Source organism: Paraburkholderia sp. C35, from assembly GCF_003121405.1.
Taxonomy (GTDB): Bacteria; Pseudomonadota; Gammaproteobacteria; order Burkholderiales; family Burkholderiaceae; genus Paraburkholderia.
Genome location: NZ_QBUY01000018.1, coordinates 90,044 through 108,914, shown reverse-complemented (window position 1 = coordinate 108,914; position 18,871 = coordinate 90,044). Strand labels below are relative to the sequence as shown.

The 18,871-nt window shown below is 62.2% G+C and carries 17 protein-coding genes; 1 reads left to right on the top strand and 16 read right to left on the bottom strand.

Going from position 1 to position 18,871, the window contains the following annotated elements; translation table 11 throughout:
- Positions 1 to 169 precede the first annotated feature (169 nt).
- The 3 genes from DK391_RS14465 to ppsA form a co-directional block, all read right to left on the bottom strand.
- On the bottom strand, positions 170 to 1,099 hold the full coding sequence (locus DK391_RS14465; RefSeq protein ID WP_109478649.1) for a stomatin-like protein: 930 nt from the start codon (positions 1,097 to 1,099) through the stop codon (positions 170 to 172).
- 93 nt (positions 1,100 to 1,192) lie between these two features.
- Positions 1,193 to 1,648 carry an NfeD family protein gene (locus DK391_RS14460; protein WP_109478648.1) on the bottom strand — a complete coding sequence of 152 codons (456 nt, stop codon included), beginning with the start codon at positions 1,646 to 1,648 and terminating at the stop codon, positions 1,193 to 1,195.
- Positions 1,649 to 1,767: 119 nt separating this feature from the next.
- Positions 1,768 to 4,170, bottom strand: coding sequence for a phosphoenolpyruvate synthase (ppsA, locus tag DK391_RS14455; RefSeq protein ID WP_109478647.1), 2,403 nt, complete (start codon positions 4,168 to 4,170; stop codon positions 1,768 to 1,770).
- A 445-nt stretch (positions 4,171 to 4,615) separates the two neighbouring features.
- On the opposite strand from ppsA, the gene DK391_RS14450 reads away from it, so the two are divergent.
- Entirely contained in the window at positions 4,616 to 5,431 is an 816-nt protein-coding gene (locus DK391_RS14450; RefSeq protein WP_109478646.1) for a pyruvate, water dikinase regulatory protein, read from the top strand.
- A 13-nt stretch (positions 5,432 to 5,444) separates the two neighbouring features.
- Here the strand turns inward: DK391_RS14450 and DK391_RS14445 are convergent, their stop codons facing one another.
- From DK391_RS14445 to frr, 13 genes are all read right to left on the bottom strand, one after another.
- Positions 5,445 to 6,230: an RNA methyltransferase gene (locus tag DK391_RS14445; RefSeq protein WP_109478645.1), complete on the bottom strand. Its 786-nt coding sequence runs from the start codon at positions 6,228 to 6,230 to the stop codon at positions 5,445 to 5,447.
- Positions 6,231 to 6,314: 84 nt separating this feature from the next.
- Positions 6,315 to 7,019 (bottom strand): ribonuclease HII, encoded by a 705-nt coding sequence (rnhB, locus tag DK391_RS14440; RefSeq protein WP_109478644.1) that lies wholly within the window; start codon positions 7,017 to 7,019, stop codon positions 6,315 to 6,317.
- Entirely contained in the window at positions 7,016 to 8,185 is a 1,170-nt protein-coding gene (gene lpxB / locus DK391_RS14435) for a lipid-A-disaccharide synthase (protein WP_109478643.1), read from the bottom strand. Before lpxB ends, rnhB begins: the two co-directional genes overlap by 4 nt.
- Positions 8,186 to 8,188: 3 nt before the next feature.
- Entirely contained in the window at positions 8,189 to 8,977 is a 789-nt protein-coding gene (gene lpxA, locus DK391_RS14430; protein ID WP_109478642.1) for an acyl-ACP--UDP-N-acetylglucosamine O-acyltransferase, read from the bottom strand.
- Positions 8,978 to 9,152: 175 nt separating this feature from the next.
- Complete coding sequence (fabZ, locus tag DK391_RS14425; RefSeq protein ID WP_109478641.1) at positions 9,153 to 9,614, bottom strand: 3-hydroxyacyl-ACP dehydratase FabZ; 462 nt, start codon at positions 9,612 to 9,614, stop codon at positions 9,153 to 9,155.
- A 181-nt stretch (positions 9,615 to 9,795) separates the two neighbouring features.
- A complete protein-coding gene (gene lpxD, locus DK391_RS14420) occupies positions 9,796 to 10,872 on the bottom strand; it encodes a UDP-3-O-(3-hydroxymyristoyl)glucosamine N-acyltransferase (RefSeq protein ID WP_109478640.1) in 1,077 nt (358 codons plus the stop codon).
- A 107-nt stretch (positions 10,873 to 10,979) separates the two neighbouring features.
- A complete protein-coding gene (locus DK391_RS14415; RefSeq protein ID WP_204117363.1) occupies positions 10,980 to 11,510 on the bottom strand; it encodes an OmpH family outer membrane protein in 531 nt (176 codons plus the stop codon).
- 47 nt (positions 11,511 to 11,557) lie between these two features.
- The gene (gene bamA, locus DK391_RS14410; protein ID WP_109478638.1) at positions 11,558 to 13,870 is read right to left on the bottom strand and encodes an outer membrane protein assembly factor BamA; all 2,313 of its coding nucleotides are present in this window, start codon (positions 13,868 to 13,870) and stop codon (positions 11,558 to 11,560) included.
- 65 nt (positions 13,871 to 13,935) lie between these two features.
- Positions 13,936 to 15,348: an RIP metalloprotease RseP gene (gene rseP / locus DK391_RS14405; protein ID WP_109478637.1), complete on the bottom strand. Its 1,413-nt coding sequence runs from the start codon at positions 15,346 to 15,348 to the stop codon at positions 13,936 to 13,938.
- 7 nt (positions 15,349 to 15,355) lie between these two features.
- Positions 15,356 to 16,561: a 1-deoxy-D-xylulose-5-phosphate reductoisomerase gene (locus DK391_RS14400; RefSeq protein WP_109478636.1), complete on the bottom strand. Its 1,206-nt coding sequence runs from the start codon at positions 16,559 to 16,561 to the stop codon at positions 15,356 to 15,358.
- A 21-nt stretch (positions 16,562 to 16,582) separates the two neighbouring features.
- A complete protein-coding gene (locus DK391_RS14395; RefSeq protein WP_109478635.1) occupies positions 16,583 to 17,404 on the bottom strand; it encodes a phosphatidate cytidylyltransferase in 822 nt (273 codons plus the stop codon).
- Entirely contained in the window at positions 17,398 to 18,180 is a 783-nt protein-coding gene (gene uppS, locus DK391_RS14390) for a polyprenyl diphosphate synthase (RefSeq protein WP_109478634.1), read from the bottom strand. The genes DK391_RS14395 and uppS overlap by 7 nt, the downstream gene beginning before the upstream one ends.
- Positions 18,181 to 18,253: 73 nt before the next feature.
- Positions 18,254 to 18,814, bottom strand: coding sequence for a ribosome recycling factor (gene frr / locus DK391_RS14385; RefSeq protein WP_109478633.1), 561 nt, complete (start codon positions 18,812 to 18,814; stop codon positions 18,254 to 18,256).
- Between the last annotated feature and the right edge of the window lie 57 nt (positions 18,815 to 18,871).

Genomic DNA, 18,871 nt, shown 5'->3' with positions numbered 1-18,871 from the left:
GGTGGTCAGCGGCTTTCTTTTGCCTACTTTTCTTTGCCGCTGCAAAGAAAAGTAGGGGCCGCCCCGCACAGGGGCAACGCTAGCAGACCACTAACATCAAGCGGACGCCAGCAAAAGCAAAAACAAAAACCAAACCCAAAACCCCACCAACCGCCGAAGGCAAAAAAATCTACCCCACCGGCTTCGCCGGCCCCTTAACAATCGCCAACGCCGACGCAATCATCGAACTCATGTCGGCCATGTTGCCCGGCACAATAAGCGTATTGCCGGCCTTCGCCAGATTCCCAAAAGCATTCACATACTGTTCGGCAACCTTAAGATTCACAGCCTCCATCCCGCCCGTAGACTGAATCGCTGCCGCGATTTTCTGAATCGCCTGTGAATTAGCCTCGGCCACGGCAAGAATCGCAGCCGCCTGCCCCTGCGCCTGGTTAATTGCCGCCTGCCGCTCGCCCTCGGACTTCTGGATCGCCGCCTCGCGGCCACCCGAAGCGATATTGATCTGCTCCTGCTTGCGCCCTTCCGACGCCGCAATCAGCGCCCGCTTCTCGCGCTCAGCAGTAATCTGCGCCTGCATCGCGTGGAGAATCTCCTTCGGCGGCGTCAGATCCTTGATCTCGTAGCGCAACACCTTCACGCCCCAGTTCGACGCCGCTTCGTCGAGCGCCGACACGATCGAGTGATTGATGAAGTCGCGCTCCTCGAAGGTCTTGTCGAGCTCCAGCTTGCCGATCACCGATCGCAACGTGGTCTGCGACAACTGCGTGATCGCGAACACAAAATTGCTCGATCCGTACGACGCCTTCATCGGATCTGTGACCTGAAAATACAGCACGCCATCCACCTGCAACTGCGTGTTGTCACGCGTGATGCAAACCTGGCTCGGCACGTCGAGGGGGATTTCCTTCAGCACCTGCTTGTAAGCAATCCTGTCGATAAACGGCAGCACGAAACTCAAGCCAGGCGTGAGCGTCGCGTGATAACGCCCCAGGCGCTCCATCACCCACGCGTGCTGCTGCGGCACGATCTTGATCGTCTGCGCGGCAACCACGATCACGACGATCAGCAACACGAGTCCAACGATGCTCGACGGTTCCATTCCTGCACCCCCACTCTGTTTTTGAATTGTTGTACGCGTTTTAACGCGCTCAAGTCGCGCCGGTCCGACGCGAGCATCCGTTTCCGACGACGATCAGGCTCTGGCCGCCGCCGCTCGCCGGCTCGCGACGACGACAAGACAGTTGCCGTGTACCGCCGTGATTTCGTACAGGTTCGAGTCTTCCGGCTCGCCAGGCGTCAGTTCGACGTCCCATGATGCACCGCGATAGCTGGTGCGCGCGCGTCCGTCGCGCCACGTGGGTACCGTCAGCGTCGAGCCGATATCGAGATTCACGTCAGGGTTGCGCGCGGCTTCGGCCCGCGTCCTTGTCTTGCGCCCGAAGCGCGATTTGCGCAGCAACAGCATCGCCGCGAGTGCGACGGCCGCCGCAATGCCCATCTGCAGCGACAGGTCGAGACCCGCCAGGCGCGCCAGCCCCGCTGCCAGGAAGCCGCGCGCCACCATCAGCAGATAGAACGTGCCGTGCATCAGTTCGAGCACGACCAGCACGCCGGCGCCGATCCACCAGAACAATCCACTTTGGAACACTTTCGCCTCCACAAAGCAAAACACCCCGGAGCAACCGAGGTGTTTATAGCATGAAGCGTTCAGATATGATCGTTCGCAGAGGCACGTTTTGCGCGCCTCCACGAATTGATGCGCAATGCTTACTTCGTGACTTTCGCCAGGTTCTGCCACGTCTCGATGATCGTGGCCGGATTCAGCGAGATCGACGCGATGCCTTCCTTCGTCAGCCACTCGGCGAAGTCGGGGTGATCCGACGGGCCCTGGCCGCAAATACCGACGTACTTGTTCAGGCGCAGGCACGTGTCGATCGCGCGCTTGAGCATGAACTTGACGGCAGGGTCGCGCTCGTCGAAATCGACGGCGAGCAGTTCCATGCCCGAGTCGCGGTCCAGACCCAGCGTCAGCTGCGTCAGGTCGTTCGAGCCAATCGAGAAGCCGTCGAAGTACTGCAGGAACTCTTCGGCGAGAATCGCGTTCGACGGCACTTCGCACATCATGATCAGGCGCAGGCCGTTTTCGCCGCGCTTGAGGCCGTACTTCGCCAGCAGACCGACCACGCGCTCCGCCTGCTTCAGCGTACGCACGAACGGCACCATGATCTCGACGTTGTCGAGGCCCATCTCTTCACGCACGCGCTTGAGCGCGATGCATTCCATCTCAAACGCCTGCGCGAAGTCTTCCGCGATGTAACGCGACGCGCCGCGGAAGCCCAGCATCGGGTTTTCTTCATCCGGCTCGTAGCGCGAACCGCCGATCAGCTTCTTGTACTCATTCGACTTGAAGTCCGACAGACGCACGATCACGGGCTTCGGATAGAACGCCGCGCCGATCGTCGCGATACCTTCCGTCAGCTTGTCGACATAGAACGCACGCGGCGATGCATGACCGCGCGCGACGCTTTCGACCGCCTTCTTCAGGTCCTGCTCGATGTTCGGGTACTCGAGAATCGCCTTCGGGTGAACGCCGATGTTGTTGTTGATGATGAATTCCAGACGCGCCAGACCCACGCCCTTGTTCGGCAGTTGCGCGAAGTCGAAGGCGAGTTGCGGATTGCCGACGTTCATCATGATCTTGACGGGGATTTCCGGCAGTTCGCCGCGCTGGATTTCCGTCACTTCCGTTTCGAGCAGACCGTCGTAGATCTTGCCTTCGTCGCCTTCCGCGCACGACACCGTCACCAGCGCGCCGTCCTTCAGCACGTCCGATGCATCGCCGCAACCGACCACGGCAGGGACGCCCAGTTCACGCGCGATGATCGCCGCGTGGCACGTACGGCCGCCACGATTCGTGACGATCGCGGCTGCGCGCTTCATCACGGGTTCCCAGTTCGGGTCGGTCATGTCGGCGACCAACACGTCGCCCGGTTGCACGCGCTCCATTTCCGACGGATCGTGAATCACGCGCACGGGGCCCGCGCCGATCTTCTGGCCGATTGCACGGCCCGTTGCCAGCACCTGCGACTGGCCCTTCAGCTTGAAGCGCTGCTCGGCCTTGTTGCCGCCCTGGCTCTTCACCGTTTCCGGACGCGCCTGCAGAATGAAAATCTTGCCGTCGCGGCCGTCCCTGCCCCACTCGATGTCCATCGGACGCTGGTAGTGCTTTTCGATGATGACGGCGTACTTCGCCAGTTCGATCACGTCTTCGTCGGTGATCGAGTAGCGGTTGCGCTGCTCGTGCGGCACGTCGACGGTCTTCACGCGGCCTTCTTCGCCTGCCTTCGTGAATTCCATCTTGATAAGCTTCGAGCCGATCGAGCGACGGATGATCGGGTATTTGTTCTGCGCAAGCGTGGTCTTGAAGACGTAGAACTCGTCCGGGTTCACCGCGCCTTGCACGACGGTTTCGCCCAAGCCGTAGCTCGACGTGATGAAGACCGCGTCCTTGAAGCCGGATTCCGTGTCGAGCGTGAACATCACGCCTGCAGCGCCGACGTCCGAGCGCACCATGCGCTGCACGCCCGCCGACAACGCGACTTCAGCATGCGTGAAGCCCTTGTGGACACGATAGGAGATAGCGCGGTCGTTGTAGAGCGACGCGAACACGTGCTTCATGCGATCGAGCACGTCTTCGATGCCGACCACGTTCAGGTAGCTTTCCTGCTGACCGGCAAACGATGCGTCGGGCAGGTCTTCCGCCGTCGCCGACGAACGCACGGCAAACGACAGCTCTTCAGGCGAGCTCTTCGACAGCGTGTCGAACGCGGCGCGGATTTCCTGTTCGAGACGCTCTTGCATCGGAGCGTCGACGATCCATTGACGGATTTCCTTGCCCGCAGCGGCGAGCGCCTTCACGTCGTCGACGTCGAGCGTCTCGAGACGTTGGGCGATGCGTTCGGTCAGGTTGTTGTGATGCAGGAAGTCGCGAAAGGCGAGCGCCGTCGTGGCGAAGCCCGTCGGCACGCGAACGCCGGCTTCAGCGAGCTGACTGATCATCTCGCCGAGCGAAGCATTCTTGCCACCGACGATTTCCACGTCGGTCATTCGCAACTGCTCGAATGGAACTACATACGCCTGATCCTTAGCAACGTTAACTGCGTTAGTCATACAAGCCCCTAAGTGTGGAAAAAATACACGATTGCGCAAGTGGGCTTGAACACGGGGCGCTCATTGGAAGCGTGAACCCGTGCCTTGCACAACCTGTTGGAGAAGCAATCGCACGTGGCATTTGTGCACCGCACGAAGTCCGACGAAGCGAGAGATTGCACGAACTTGCCGCGTAGCCATGCAAGTTACGAACAAATCACAACGTAATCAAAGTGCGATAACAGATAGTTACACCCGATTTCGCTGCAATTGCTTATCCAACAGGTTGCCGCTATTCTACCGTGCCGACTCTCAAAATGTGACAGTCGGCCGAGAAATGCGCCAGAACGGCGCACACTGCGCCCCAGAAGCGCCGTTGCAAGTTTCCGGCCAGCCACCGGGCAGCGCGCGACGCGGCAATGTCTGATTTCGAGCGGCGCTTGCTGCTCACGTTCCCTGCCCACTGATGCCGCCCACCGTATTCATCGTCTCCGACGGTACCGGGATTACTGCCGAAACCTTCGCGCACTCGATCCTCTCCCAGTTCGACCAGAAATTCCGCCTGGTCCGCGTGCCGTTCGTCGATTCGACGGAAAAGGCCTACGCCACCCTCGAAAAGATCAACGAAGCCGCGCATCACGAAGGCCGCCGCCCGATCGTCTTTACGACGCTCGTGAACAGCGCGTCGAACCAGATCGTGAAGGATTCGAATGCGCTCGTGCTGGACATGTTCCAGACCTTCGTCGAGCCGCTCGAACAGGAGCTGGAACTGAAGTCGAGCCACGCGATGGGCCGTGGCCACCAGAACGCGGACACCGAGGAATACAAGAACCGGATCGAGGCGATCAACTTCTCGCTCGCACACGACGACGGCCAGTCGAACCGCAATCTGGAAGATGCCGATGTCATTCTGGTGGGCGTGTCACGCAGCGGCAAAACGCCGACCAGCCTCTACCTGGCGATGCAATATGGGGTGAAGGCGGCAAACTATCCGCTGATTCCCGAAGACTTCGAGCGCGGCAAGCTGCCGACGCCGCTGCTCGCGCATCGCACGAAGATGTTCGGGCTGTCGATCGATCCGCAGCGGCTGTCGGAAATCCGCAATGAGCGGCGTCCGGGCAGCAAGTACGCGGCAATCGAAAACTGCCGCTACGAGATCAATGAAGCCGAGACGATGATGCGGCGTGAAGGGATCAAGTGGCTCTCGTCGACGCACAAGTCGATCGAGGAAATCGCGACGACGATCCTGCAGGAAATCAAGCTGGATCGTTCGGCGTATTGATGACGCAGTGAGGTCAGCCGGCGGCGCGCTGCTGCCGGCACTGCTCGAAGAGACACACGGCGGCGGCCGCCGCAACATTCAGAGATTCCATCCCGCCCGGCTGCGGAATCGTCACGCGATACGTCACCGCGTCACGCCAGGGCTGCGACACGCCCGCCCCTTCATTGCCGAACACCCACGCCACCGGACCCTTGAGATCCGTGTCGTAAATCGCTTCGGCACCGTGCGAATCCGTGATGGCAACGGGCACATCGAGCCGTTCGATCAGCATCTGCGGCTCGACATCTTCGTGAATCTGCAGCAGGAAATGCGCGCCCATCCCCGAGCGCAGCACTTTTGACGACCATGCGTACGCGGTACCCGGCGCACAGAACACATGACCGATGCCCGCCGCCGCCGCACTACGCAGGATCGAACCCACATTGCCCGCATCCTGCACACCGTCGAGCACGACGCAGCTTTGCGTTACGCGCTCCGGCAATGGCAGATCGAGTTTGTCGACGACCAGCAGCATGCCGACGCCGTGCACGACGTTCGACAGTTGCCCAAACAACGCATCCGGCAACGTAACGATGCGCCGTTCGTCGATACGCGCGACGATGGCCTGCGCTTCGTCGTGACGCAGCGCGCCTTCCGTGACAACACAGGTTTCCGGCTGGCCGGCGACATCGAGATACGCGCTCGCGAGGTGAACCCCTTCGAGCAGCGCGTGTCCGCTCTTGCGCTGTTGATGCGTCGAGCCGGCCAATGCCTTCAGACGCTTGTAGAGCGGATTATCCCGGGAGGTGATGGCTTTCACTGGCAGCGACGACCGTATCGGTACGAAAAATAAAACGGTGAAAAGAAAAGCGCCCGTGGGCGCTTGATCGTGGTGTGCGCGTTATCAGAACGGCACGCTGTCGTCGGCTGCAGCAGGCGGCACGACTACGACACCTTGCGCTAACGGAATCGTTGTCCCGAACCGCAGATGCGCCTCGCGCACTGGTGCAAACGAACGCCGGTGATGCTCACACGGACCATGTTCGCGCAGCGCCGTCAGATGCTGTGGCGTGCCGTAGCCCGAGTGCGCATCGAAGCCGTACACCGGGAACATCTGATGCAATTCGAGCAGCATCCGGTCGCGGGTCACTTTGGCAAGAATCGACGCCGCCGAAATGCACGGCACGAGCGCATCGCCGCTAATAATCGCTTCGCTGCGAATGCTCAGCGTAGGACACCGGTTGCCGTCGATCTTCGCGAGCGTCGGCGCGACCTTCAGACCTTCGACGGCCCGCTTCATCGCCAGCATGGTCGCGTGCAGGATGTTCAGTGAATCGATTTCCTCGACGGACGCCGACGCAATGCAATACGCCAGCGAACGCTCGATGATCTTCTCGTACAGCTCGTCGCGCTTTTTCGCCGTCAGCGCTTTCGAATCGTCGAGACCGCGAATGCGCGGCTTCGACGGATCGAAAATCACGGCAGCTGCGACCACCGGGCCGGCCAGCGGACCGCGCCCCGCTTCGTCGACACCGCACACAATGTCTTCCGGCGACGAAAAATCGAAGCCGTTCTGCTGCGCGGTCTTTGCGGCTGCCTTGCGGGTCATGGACGTCCCCGGCGCGTTTCGATCACTTCGACGACGGCTTCCGCCGCCCGCTGCGCGGTGTTCTGCTTCAGCACGTGGTGCATCTCGGTGAAAATTTCCGTCAGCGTGCGCCGGTTTGCGTCATCGCGCAACTGGGTCAACGTGGCATCGGCCAGTGCTTCGGGCGTTGCGAAATGCTGCAGGATTTCCGGCACGACGAAGCGCCCGGCCAGAATGTTCGGCAGGCCGACGTACGGCAAATAACCCTGACGACGCATGATCTGTCCCGTCAGCCAGGGCACCTTGTACGAAATCACCATCGGCTTTTTCAGCAACGCCGCTTCCAGCGTGACCGTGCCGCTTTTCACGAGAATCGCGTCGGCGGCTGTCATCGCGACTTGCGCGTTGCCGTCCGTCAACGTCAGCGGCAGCTTCGGATGCGCGTCGACCAGCGGTTTGAGCAGTTCGCGCAGCGCCGGCGTCGCGGCCGGCATCACGAAACGCACGCCCGGCTCGCGTTGCAGCATCAGTTCCATCGCATCGAAGAACGTCGGGCCGATCAGCGCGATTTCCGCACGCCGGCTGCCCGGTAGCACCGCGATCACCGGGCCGCTTTCCGGCAGCCCGAGCGTGCGGCGCGCGCCGGCCATATCCGGATCGAGCGGGATTTCGTCAGCGAGCGGATGCCCAACGTAAGTCGCCTTTACGCCCGATTTCTCGAGCAGCGCCTTTTCGAACGGGAACACGCACAGCATCTGATCGACGGCTTTGACGATCTTCTTGATGCGGCCGCCGCGCCACGCCCAGATCGACGGGCAGACGAAATGGATGGTCGGAATGCCCGCATCGCGCAGCGGATGCTCGAGGCCGAAGTTGAAATCGGGCGCATCCACGCCGATGAACACCGACGGCGGCTCAGCCAGCAGTTGCCGCTTCAGTTCGTTGCGGATGCCGAGAATTTCGGGGATATGCTTCAGCGCTTCGACGTAACCGCGTACCGACAGCTTTTCCATCGGAAAATGCGCGTCGAAGCCCTTCGCGATCATGCGCGGGCCGCCGATGCCGAAATACTGCGTGGTCTCGGGCAGACGGGCCGCGAGCCCGTCCAGCAGCGACGCCGCCAGCAGATCGCCCGACGGCTCGCCGGCCACCATTGCGAGCCGTAGCGGACTGGTAGGCAACGGCATCGGTTAGCGGATGATGCCGCGCTGCGACTGCTCGACGAAGTCGACCAGCGCGCTAACCGGCTCGTCGCCGTCGCCGCCCGCCGAAGCGAGTTCGCGCAACTGCACCTTCGCTTCTTCCAGCGACAGGCCGTTCTTGTACAGCAGACGATACGCCGAGCGCAGCGCCGAAATCGCATCCGGAGAGAAGCCGCGGCGACGCAGCCCTTCGACGTTGATGCCGTGCGGCTCGGCCTTGTTGCCCGCCGCGATCACGAACGGCGGGATGTCCTGCACGAGCGCCGACGCGCCGCCAAGCATGGAATGCGCGCCGATGCGCACGAACTGGTGCACGCCCGACATGCCGCCGACAATCGCGTGATCGCCGATGATCACGTGGCCCGCCATCTGCGCGTTGCTCGACAGGATCACGTTGTTGCCGATCTGGCAGTCGTGGCCGATGTGCACGTAAGCCATGATCCAGTTGTCGTCGCCGAGCGTGGTGATGCCCTTGTCCTGCACGGTGCCCGTGTGGATCGTGGTGAACTCGCGGATCGTGTTGCGGTTGCCGATCACGAGCTTCGTCGGCTCGTCCTTGTACTTCATGTCCTGCGGACGACCGCCGACCGACGCGTAATGGCCGATGCGGTTGTCTTCGCCGATTGTCGTATAGCCTTCGATCACGCTGTGCGAACCGACTGTCGTGCGAGCGCCGATCGTGACGTTCGCGCCGACAATGGCGTACGGTCCGATTTCGACCGATTCGTCGAGCTGTGCGCCCGATTCGATGATCGCAGTAGGATGAATCCTGCTCATGCGCCCTCGCTTGTATTTCCGCGTATCAGTTACATGGCGCGGATGACGCTGCGGCGTCATCCGGCGCGTTGAAGCGGTCACGGATGCAACCCATCTTGTGACCGCTCGAGGTGTCGATTGTTCTGCCCTGCGTGTTACCGGACGTGACCATCAAAGGCCGCCCGGCCGCCGGCATTTATTCGCTGTCCGTCTGGCGCACTGCGCACATCAGGTCGGCTTCCGCCGCCACCTGACCGTCCACTTCGGCGCGTGCCTTGAACTTCCAGATGCCGCGCATATGGCGCTCGAACGTGACGTTCAGCATCAGCTGGTCGCCCGGTTCGACCACGCGCTTGAAGCGCGCATTGTCGATGCCGACGAACAGATACAGCGTGTTGTCCGGGTCATGCGGCTCTTCCGCGAAGGTCAGCAGCGCTGCCGTCTGCGCGAGCGCTTCCAGAATCAGCACGCCCGGCATCACGGGGCGCTTCGGGAAGTGACCCATGAAGTACGGTTCGTTGATCGACACATTCTTCAGCGCTTTGATGCTCTTGTGCGGCTCGAGTTCGAGCACCCGATCGACCAGCAGGATCGGATAGCGATGCGGCAGCAGCGTGAGAATCTTGTGAATGTCGAGATTGATTTTTTCGGTGCTCATGGTGTTTCTGCTCACGCAGGGGTTGCGCGATGATGACTGCGAATGCTGGGTGCAGGGGTCAGATTGACGATGACGCAGCCCTGCTGCCCGTTCCTGTGCCGGTTGCGCGCGTTTTTGGGGGCCGCGCGCGCCGGCGCTCGATTACGATGGTGCTATGTGATGCCTGTCGTGCCCGCGCTGCTTACGCCTTGTCTCCGGAGGCGCTGGCAACGGCGGCTTCGAGTGCCTTGATGCGATCGCGCAGCTTGTCGAGGTTGCGCATCAATGCGGCGCTCTTGTTCCAGTCGGCATGATTGACGGCCGGGAATGCGCTCGTGTACATGCCGGGCTTGCCAAGCGACTTCGACACACCCGACTGCGCGGTGACGATGACATAGTCGGCCAGCGTGACGTGGCCGGCAATACCGACCGCGCCGCCGATCATGCAGTGGCGGCCAATCGTCGTGCTGCCCGCGATGCCCGCGCAACCCGCGATCACCGTGTAGGCGCCGATCTTGCAGTTATGGCCGATCTGCACGAGATTATCGATCTTCACGCATTCGTCGATGACAGTATCGGCCATCGCGCCGCGGTCGATGGTGGTATTCGCACCGATTTCGACGTCCGGCCCGATCGACACGCCGCCGACCTGCGGAATCTTGACCCAACTGCCCGTGCGCGCCTCGCCATCGCCGACAAAGTCGGGCGCGAAGCCGAAGCCATCCGAGCCGATCACGGCGCCCGCATGAATGATCGCGCGTTCGCCGATCTTGCAGCCGTGATACACGGCGACGTTCGGGTAAAGAGGCGAGCCATCGGCGATCCGGGTGCCGCGGCCGATAAACACGTTCGCGTCGAGGCGCACGTTCTCGCCAATCGTCGCTCCCGCTTCGACCGTCACATTCGGGCCGATCACGGCGCTCGCGGCGATTTGCGCGGACGGATCGATGGTTGCGCTCGGATGCACGCCGGGCTTCGCCTTCGGCGTGGCCATATCGATGAAGGCCTGCGCGAGACGCGCGAAATACGCGTAGGGATTCGACGTGACGATGAAGTTACGGCCGTCGCGCGACGTGACCTTCTCGAGATCCGCCGCATTGATCAGCACGGCGCCGGCGCGGGTCGTCTCGACCTGCGCCAGATACTTCGGATTGGCGAGAAACGCCAGTTGATCGGGGCCAGCCTGATCGAGCGGCGCCAGATTGCCGACGCGGTGCGCGCGATCGCCGACGATCTCTCCGCCGAACTGCTGGACGATCTCCTCGAGCGTGAATGCCATGCGTGTACTGCTCCTGCTGTTCAGTTACCTAACCTGCGCGCTATGTCCGTCGCGCGCGCCGGAGGAAGTGCGCCGGACGGCTGCCGCGGGCGCCGTCCGTTCCGGCTTCAATTGCCCGACGCTGCCAGTGCCTTCAGCACCTGATCGGTGATGTCGATGCGCGGGCTGACGTAGACCGCTTCCTGCACGATCAGATCGTAGTGCTGCTGCTCGGCGATCTGCTTGATGACCTTGTTCGCGCGATCGAGCACGGCAGCCAGTTCCTCGTTGCGGCGCTGGTTCAGATCCTCACGGAATTCGCGCTGCTTGCGCTGGAAGTCCGTGTCGAGCTGCGACAGGTCGCGCTGCTTCTGTGCGCGATCGGCCGGCGACATCGACGCGCCGTTCTTGTCGAGCGAGTCGGACATCGACTTCAGACGCTGCGCCATGTCCTGCAGATCCTTGTCGCGCTTCGCGAACTCCGCCTCGAGCTTGGTCTGCGCCGCTTTCGCCGCCGACGATTCACGCAGGATGCGATCCGAATTCACCGCGGCGATGCGCGCTTCCTGCGCCTGCGCGGCTTGCACCGCGCCCACGCCGAGCGTCATGGCCAGAGCCATCGCACACGCCACACGTTTCGAAAACATACCAGTTAGCAAAGTCATCCTCTCGATGCTGTAATGGGTTCCAGTTCCGGCGCGCGCGATCAGAACGCGGTACCGATCTGGAACTGGAACTTCTGATACTGGTCGCCCGTGTGTTTCTGGACCGGGAAGCCCAGCGACAGCTTGAGCGGTCCGATCGGCGAAATCCACGCGAGACCCACACCATAACCGTAGCGCAGGCCGTTCGAGCCGACCGTCGTGTCGCCGCCCTGACGCGAATCGCCCCAGACGTTACCGGCGTCGAGGAAGGTGAACACACGCAGCGTGCGGTCATAGCCCGTACCCGGCAGCGGGAACGTGAGTTCGACGTTGGTGACGAACATCTTGTTACCGCCGATCGGGTCGTTCGTGACCTTGTCGCGCGGACCCAGCGAGCTCGGTTCATAGCCACGCACGGAGCCGATACCACCCGCGTAGTAGTTCTTGAAGATCGGGTACGCGTTGCCGATACCGTTACCGTAGCCGCCCTGCACGTTGAAGCCGAGCACGAAGCCGCGCGAGAACGAGTAATAGTACTGCGCCTGCAAGTCGGCCTTGTAGTACTCGGTGCCGCCGATCGGCGTGCCGTATTCGGCATTGGCCTGCGTGAAGTAACCGCGGCTCGGTACCAGCGCGCTGTCACGCGCGTCGCGCGACCAGCCTACTGTCAGCGGCACGTTGTTCGACACGCGGCCGAAATCCTGCACGTAGTTCTTGTACGCTTGCGGCGTGTTCGCATCGACGTCGAGCGTGTTCTGCTCGAAGCCCGCACCGAAGTACACCGTGTCCACTTCCGAGAACGGAATGCCGAACTTCAGGTCGCCACCCATCGTGACGATACGGAAGCTCGAATCCGTCGAGTAGTACAGCGGCTCGTACGTACGGTAGTAGACGTCGGTAATGCGCTTGATGCCGTCGACCGTGAAGTACGGGTCGACCTGCGTGACCGTCAGCGTACGGTACGTCTTCGCGGTGTTCACGTTCACCGAGAGGCTGGTACCCGAACCGAACACGTTGTCCTGCGACACGCCTGCCGACAGCACCACCTTGTCCGTCGACGAGAAGCCCGCGCCCAGCGTGATCGCGCCCGTCGGCTTTTCGGCGACCTTCACGTCGACGTCCACCTGGTCAGGCGTACCTTCCACGGGCACCGTGGTCACGTCCACGTCCGTGAAGTAACCGAGACGGTTGATACGGTCCTTCGACAGCGCGAGGCGGTTCGAATCGAACCACGAGCTTTCGAGCTGGCGCATTTCACGGCGCACGACTTCGTCACGCGTACGCGTGTTGCCGACCACGTTGATGCGGCGCACGTACACGCGGCGGCTCGGATCGACCTGCAGCGTCAGGTCGACCTTGTGATGTTCCTGGTCGATCTGCGGCAGCGCGTTCACCGTAGCGAACGCGTAGCCGTATTCACCGAGCTTGTCGACGATAGCCTTGGTCGTGGCCTGCAGCTTTTCAGCAGAGAACTTGTCGCCCGGTTTGATCTTGATCAGCTTGTTCAGCTCGGCTTCGCGATCGAGCAGATTGCCCGCGAGCTTGATGCTGTTGATCGTGTACGGCTCGCCTTCGTGCAGCGTCACCGTCAGATACATGTCCTTCTTGTCCGGCGTGATCGACACCTGGTTCGACTCGATGTTGAACTCGAGGTAACCGCGATTCAGGTAGTACGAGCGCACGTTCTCGAGGTCGCCCGTGAGCTTTTCCTTCGAGTACAGGTCGTTCTTCGTGTACCAGGAGAACCAGTTCGGCGTGGACAACTGCATTTCGTCGCGCAGCGTGCCCGTGCTGAACGACTTGTTACCGATGAAGTTGATCTGGCGGATCTTCGCGCTCGGACCTTCGATCACGGCGAACAGGACCGCAACACGGTTGCGATCGATCGGCGTGATCGTAGTCGTGACTTCAGCAGCGTAGAAGCCGCGCGTCAGATACTGGCGCTTCAGTTCCTGCTCGGCCTTGTCGACGAGCGCCTTGTCGTAATAGCGGCCTTGCGACAGACCGACCGAGCGCAGCGCCTTGATCAGGTTGTCTTTCTCGAATTCATGCAGACCGGAGAAATCGATCGTGCCGATGGCGGGACGCTCGAGTACCTGCACTACCACGACGTCGCCTTCCGTGGCGATCTTCACGTCGTTGAAGAAGCCCGTTGCGTACAGTGCGCGGATGGCTTCGGAAGCCTTCTCGTCGGTAAACGTATCGCCTTGCTTGATGGGCAGATAGGAGAACACCGTGCCGGGCTCGACCCGTTGCAGCCCTTCGATTCGAATGTCCTTCACCACAAAAGGTGTCGTCGCGTGAGCTGCCAGCCCATGCGCGGCGATTGCCGCGGCTACAACCGTCTTTGGAACAAAGCGATGAGGTTTAAACAACGTGCTTCCCCAGTGTGTATAGCTGCATCAGGTCAGGCGGGCGCCATCGTACGCCGCCAGACACTTTAAAAATGGATTAAACGAGCAAGATCGTTGAACAGCGCGATCGCCGACAAGGCGACGATACAAGCCAGTCCCGCTCTTTGAAGAACGAGCTGCCAGCGATCCGATACGGCTTTGCCGGTAACAGCTTCAACCGCATAATATAACAGATGCCCCCCGTCCAATACCGGTATTGGTAAAAGGTTGAGCACGCCGAGGCTTATGCTGACTAGCGCGAGGAACGACAGGAATGCTGACGGACCGAGTCTCGCACTCTTGCCTGCATAGTCGGCAATCGTCACAGGACCGGACAGATTCTTCAGCGACGCCTCGCCGACAATCATCCTTCCGAACATCCGGACCGAGTACACAGCAAGGTCCCACGTGCGATGCGCGCCCAGTTGCAGGCTTTCGACGGGACCATAACGGACGTCGATGGATGGCACCTGCGTGGCCAGTTCGGCACCGATGCGACCGATGGACTGACCCGTCGTTTCATCGCGCTGCACGCCCGGCACGATGGTTAGATTCTGTAATGCACCTGCCTGCTGATCGGCGTTCCGATCTGCCTTTTGCTTGCCGGCGCCGCGCTCGATCTGCAGCACGACGGGCTTGCCCGCATGCGACTTGATGTAGTTGATGAAGGTGGTCGCATTGTCGGCGGGATGACCGTCCACTGCGCGAATGCGGTCGCCCGCCTGCAGACCCGCTGCCAATGCCGCGCTGCCCGGCTGCACGCCCGCCACCGACAACGTGCCGCCACCCGGCTCGAAACCGAGACGTGACATGAAGTCGTCATCGACTTCCTTGTCGGTCAGGCTCTGCAAGTCGAGCGGGAAGTCGAACGTGCCGTGCTTGTCCTTCGCGCTCAGCACGACGCGCTTGTGATCGAACGCAGCACCAAGCAGCTTCCAGCGCAGATCGGACCACGAACGCACGGGTTCGGATTCGCCTGCATTCGCGCTACGCACGGCGACGATCTTCTCGCCGCCTTCGAAGCCCGCGCGTGCCGCGACCGTATCGGCAGCGGGCGCAGCGACGATTGCGGCAGGCTCGGTGACGCCCGTCGCGAACACTGCGGCGAACAGCACGATAGCCAGAATGAAATTGGCGATGGGGCCAGCCGCGACGATCGCAAAGCGCTTGGCCACCGACTGACGGTTGAACGCATGCGGCAGATCCGCGGGCGCAATCGGCGCACCCTCTTCGCGCTCGTCGAGCATCTTGACGTAGCCACCGAGCGGCAGCGCCGCGATGGTCCACTCGGTGCCCGTCTTCTTGCTGACCCAGCGCGCGAGCGGCTTGCCGAAGCCGATCGAAAACCGCAGCACCTTCACGCCGCACAGGCGCGCAATGCTGTAGTGGCCATATTCATGGACGACCACCAGTACGCCAATCGCGACTGCGAAGGCGACCACTTCGATCAGCAGGTTCATAAGCGCCTCACTGGACGGCGCGTTCCGTCAGGCGGGCACCCGCCGGCAGGCCGTCGATGAAAGCGTGAGCGGCGCGGCGCGCAGCGGCGTCGGCGTCGACCACGTCTGCGAGGCTCGATGCCTCGCGGTTGGGCAATGCGTTCAGTACGTCATCGACCACCTGCGCAATCGCCATGAAGCCGATGCGGCGCGACAGGAATGCGTCGACTGCGATTTCGTTCGCGGCATTGAGCGCAGCGCTCGCAATGCCGCCCGCAGCCAGCGCCTGCATGGCGAGCGCGAGACACGGGAAACGCGTGTAATCGGGCTTCTCGAACGACAACTGCGCGACTTGCACGAGATCGAGTTGCGCAACGCCGGAATCGACGCGATCCGGGAACGCAAGCGCGTGCGCGATCGGCGTGCGCATGTCCGGGTTGCCCAGTTGAGCGAGCACCGAACCGTCCGCGTACGACACGAGCGAATGGATCACGCTTTGCGGATGGATCAGCACCTCGATGCGATCGCCCGGCAGGTTGAACAGGTAGTGCGCCTCGATGACTTCGAGACCCTTGTTCATCATCGTCGCGGAATCGACGGAAAGCTTGCGGCCCATCACCCAGTTCGGATGCTTGCACGCTTCTTCCGGCGTGACATCGACCAGCGTCGACGGTTCGCGCGTACGGAACGGGCCGCCCGACGCCGTCAGGATGATCTTCGACACGCCGCCATGCTGCGCCGTTTCGCGCGGCAGGCACTGGATAATCGCGTTGTGTTCGCTGTCGACGGGCAACAGGATCGCGCCGTTGTCTCGCACGGCGTCCATGAAGATCGCGCCCGACATTACCAGCGCTTCCTTGTTGGCGAGCAGGATGCGCTTGCCGGCGCGCGCCGCCGCGAGGCTCGGCTCGAGACCGGCCGCGCCGACGATGGCAGCCACCACCGTATCGCAGCCGTCGCTTTTCGACACGTCGACCAATGCCTGCGGACCGTACGTGACTTCCGTCTTGCAGCCCGCTGCGTGCAGCTTTGCGGCGACGCTCGCAGCCGTGTCGGCATCGCCGACCACGGCCACTTCGGGCTTGAAGCGCAGGCATTGCTCGACGAGCTTGTCGCCGTTGCGGTGCGCCGTCAGCGCGTAGACCGAAAAGCGCTCGGGATGACGCGCGACGACGTCGAGCGTGCTGTCTCCGATCGAGCCCGTGGAACCGAGCAAAGTGATTCGTTTTTGCATATCTCTTTCTCTAGCCGATGGCTACGACAGCACGAGCATCGCGAGCGGCAGCACCGGCAACAAAGCATCAATGCGGTCGAGCACGCCGCCGTGACCCGGCAGCAGATTGCTCGAATCCTTCACGCCGGCCTGGCGCTTGAGCATCGATTCGAACAGATCGCCCACCACACTGAACACGACCAGCAAGGTCAGCATGGCAAACGCACGAGCGGCGCCCAATTGGTCGAGCAGCGCAGAAAACAGGGTGGGCGCGAAGGCGTGGGTCGCGACGGCGACGCCCGCGCCGCTCATCCCGGCCAGCCAGCCGCCGATGGCGCCTTCCCAGGTCTTGCCGGGGCTGATCGACGGCGCGAGCTTGTGCTTGCCACCCGCCTTACCCGCGAAGTATGCGCCGATATCGGCCAACCAGACCACCAGCAGCAGCGAAAGCACGAACGGCACGCCCGCCATGCCCGCGGCAACCAGCGCGTGCCAGCAGGCAGCGAATACCACCACGCCTGCCAGCAGCAGGAACGGGCGCCACGCGCCTTCGGCGAGCGCGGGTTTTCGCAGCAGCACGAACGGGCCGGCCAATATCCAGAAGATTGACGCCGCCTGGAACAGCGGGCGCGGCGCCGCGAGGCCCGTGCCGAGCTTGGTGCTCGCCACCAGCGCCAGCGCGGCCACGATTGCATAGATCACGGGACCGGCGCCCGGCAGTTTGAGCAGCCGCGCCCATTCCCACGCGGCAAACACGACGACGAACGCGATCAGCGCGCCGAATCCACCGATCGGCGCCCAAAGCGTGACGGGAATCAGAATGGCCAGCAGGACGATCGCCGTGATGACACGGGTTTTTAGCATGGAAGCGAATCGACGTTTTGCGATTGCGGCTCGAGCTGCGCGCTGGTGCGGCCGAAGCGGCGCTCGCGGCCCGTGTACGACCCGATGGCGCGGTCAAGCGCGTCGGCGTCGAAGTCAGGCCAGTAGGTATCGGTGAAATAGAACTCGGTGTACGCGAGCTGCCACAGCAGGAAGTTGCTGATGCGCTGCTCGCCGCCCGTGCGAATGAACAGATCGGGCTCGGGCGCGTAAGCCATGGCCAGATGCTCGGCAAAGGCTTCTTCGCTGACTTCGACGGGACGCCCCGCCGCCACCGACTGCTCGACCAGCTTGCGCGTGGCCTGCATGATGTCCCAGCGGCCGCCGTAGTTCGCGGCAATAGTAAGCGTGAGACGGGTATTGCGCGCCGTCTTGGTTTCGGCGCGATTGATCAGATCCTGGATCTTCTTGTCGAACATCGACAGATCGCCGACCACGCGCAGGCGGATGCCGTTTGCGTGCAGCTTGCCGATCTCGCGCTCCAGCGCGGTGACGAACAGGCGCATCAGGAACGACACTTCGTCGGTCGGACGGCGCCAGTTTTCGGAGCTGAATGCGAACAGCGTCAGATATTCGACGCCCTGGCGCGCGCAGGCCTCGACGGCCGCCCGCACGGCGTCGACGCCGCGCGTATGGCCCGCCACGCGCGGCAGGCGGCGTTGCGTCGCCCAACGGCCATTGCCGTCCATGATGATCGCGATGTGTCGCGGTACGGCTGCGACGTCAGGCACGCGAACAGTTGAGCTTGTATAGGTCATGGCCGTCGGGAAAAGCTGCAAAGAAAGAAACGATGATCAATGAAAGTCTTGATGTCTGGTGTGCGCCAGACCATCAAACCGTCATGATCTCGCCTTCCTTCGTCTGCACCAGCTTGTCGATTTCGGCCACGAACTTGTCCGTCAGCTTCTGGATGTCGTCGCTGCCGCGGCGCTCGTCGTCTTCCGAGATTTCCTTGTCCTTGACGAGCTTCTTCAGTTGCTCATTGGCGTCGCGACGCAGATTGCGCACGGCCACCTTGGCCGTTTCGCCTTCGCTCTTGACGACTTTCGTCAGTTCGCGGCGGCGCTCTTCCGTCAGCGGCGGCATCGGCACGCGGATCAGATCGCCGTGCGTGGCCGGGTTCAGGCCCAGATCCGATTCACGGATGGCCTTTTCGATCACGCCGACCATCTTCTTTTCCCACGGCTGCACGCCGATGGTGCGGGCGTCAACCAGCGTGAGGTTGGCAACTTGCGAGATGGGCACGGGCGAACCGTAGTAGTCGACCTGAATGTGATCGAGCAGGCCCGTGTGCGCACGGCCAGTGCGGATCTTCGACAGATCGTTCTTGAACGCGTCGAGCGAGCGCTGCATCTTTTGCTCAGCGCCTTTTTTGGTGTCAGCCACAGACATGATTAAACCTCCGAACCTTCAAAACGATGCGGGCCCGCCAGCGCGCGAGGCGCAGCC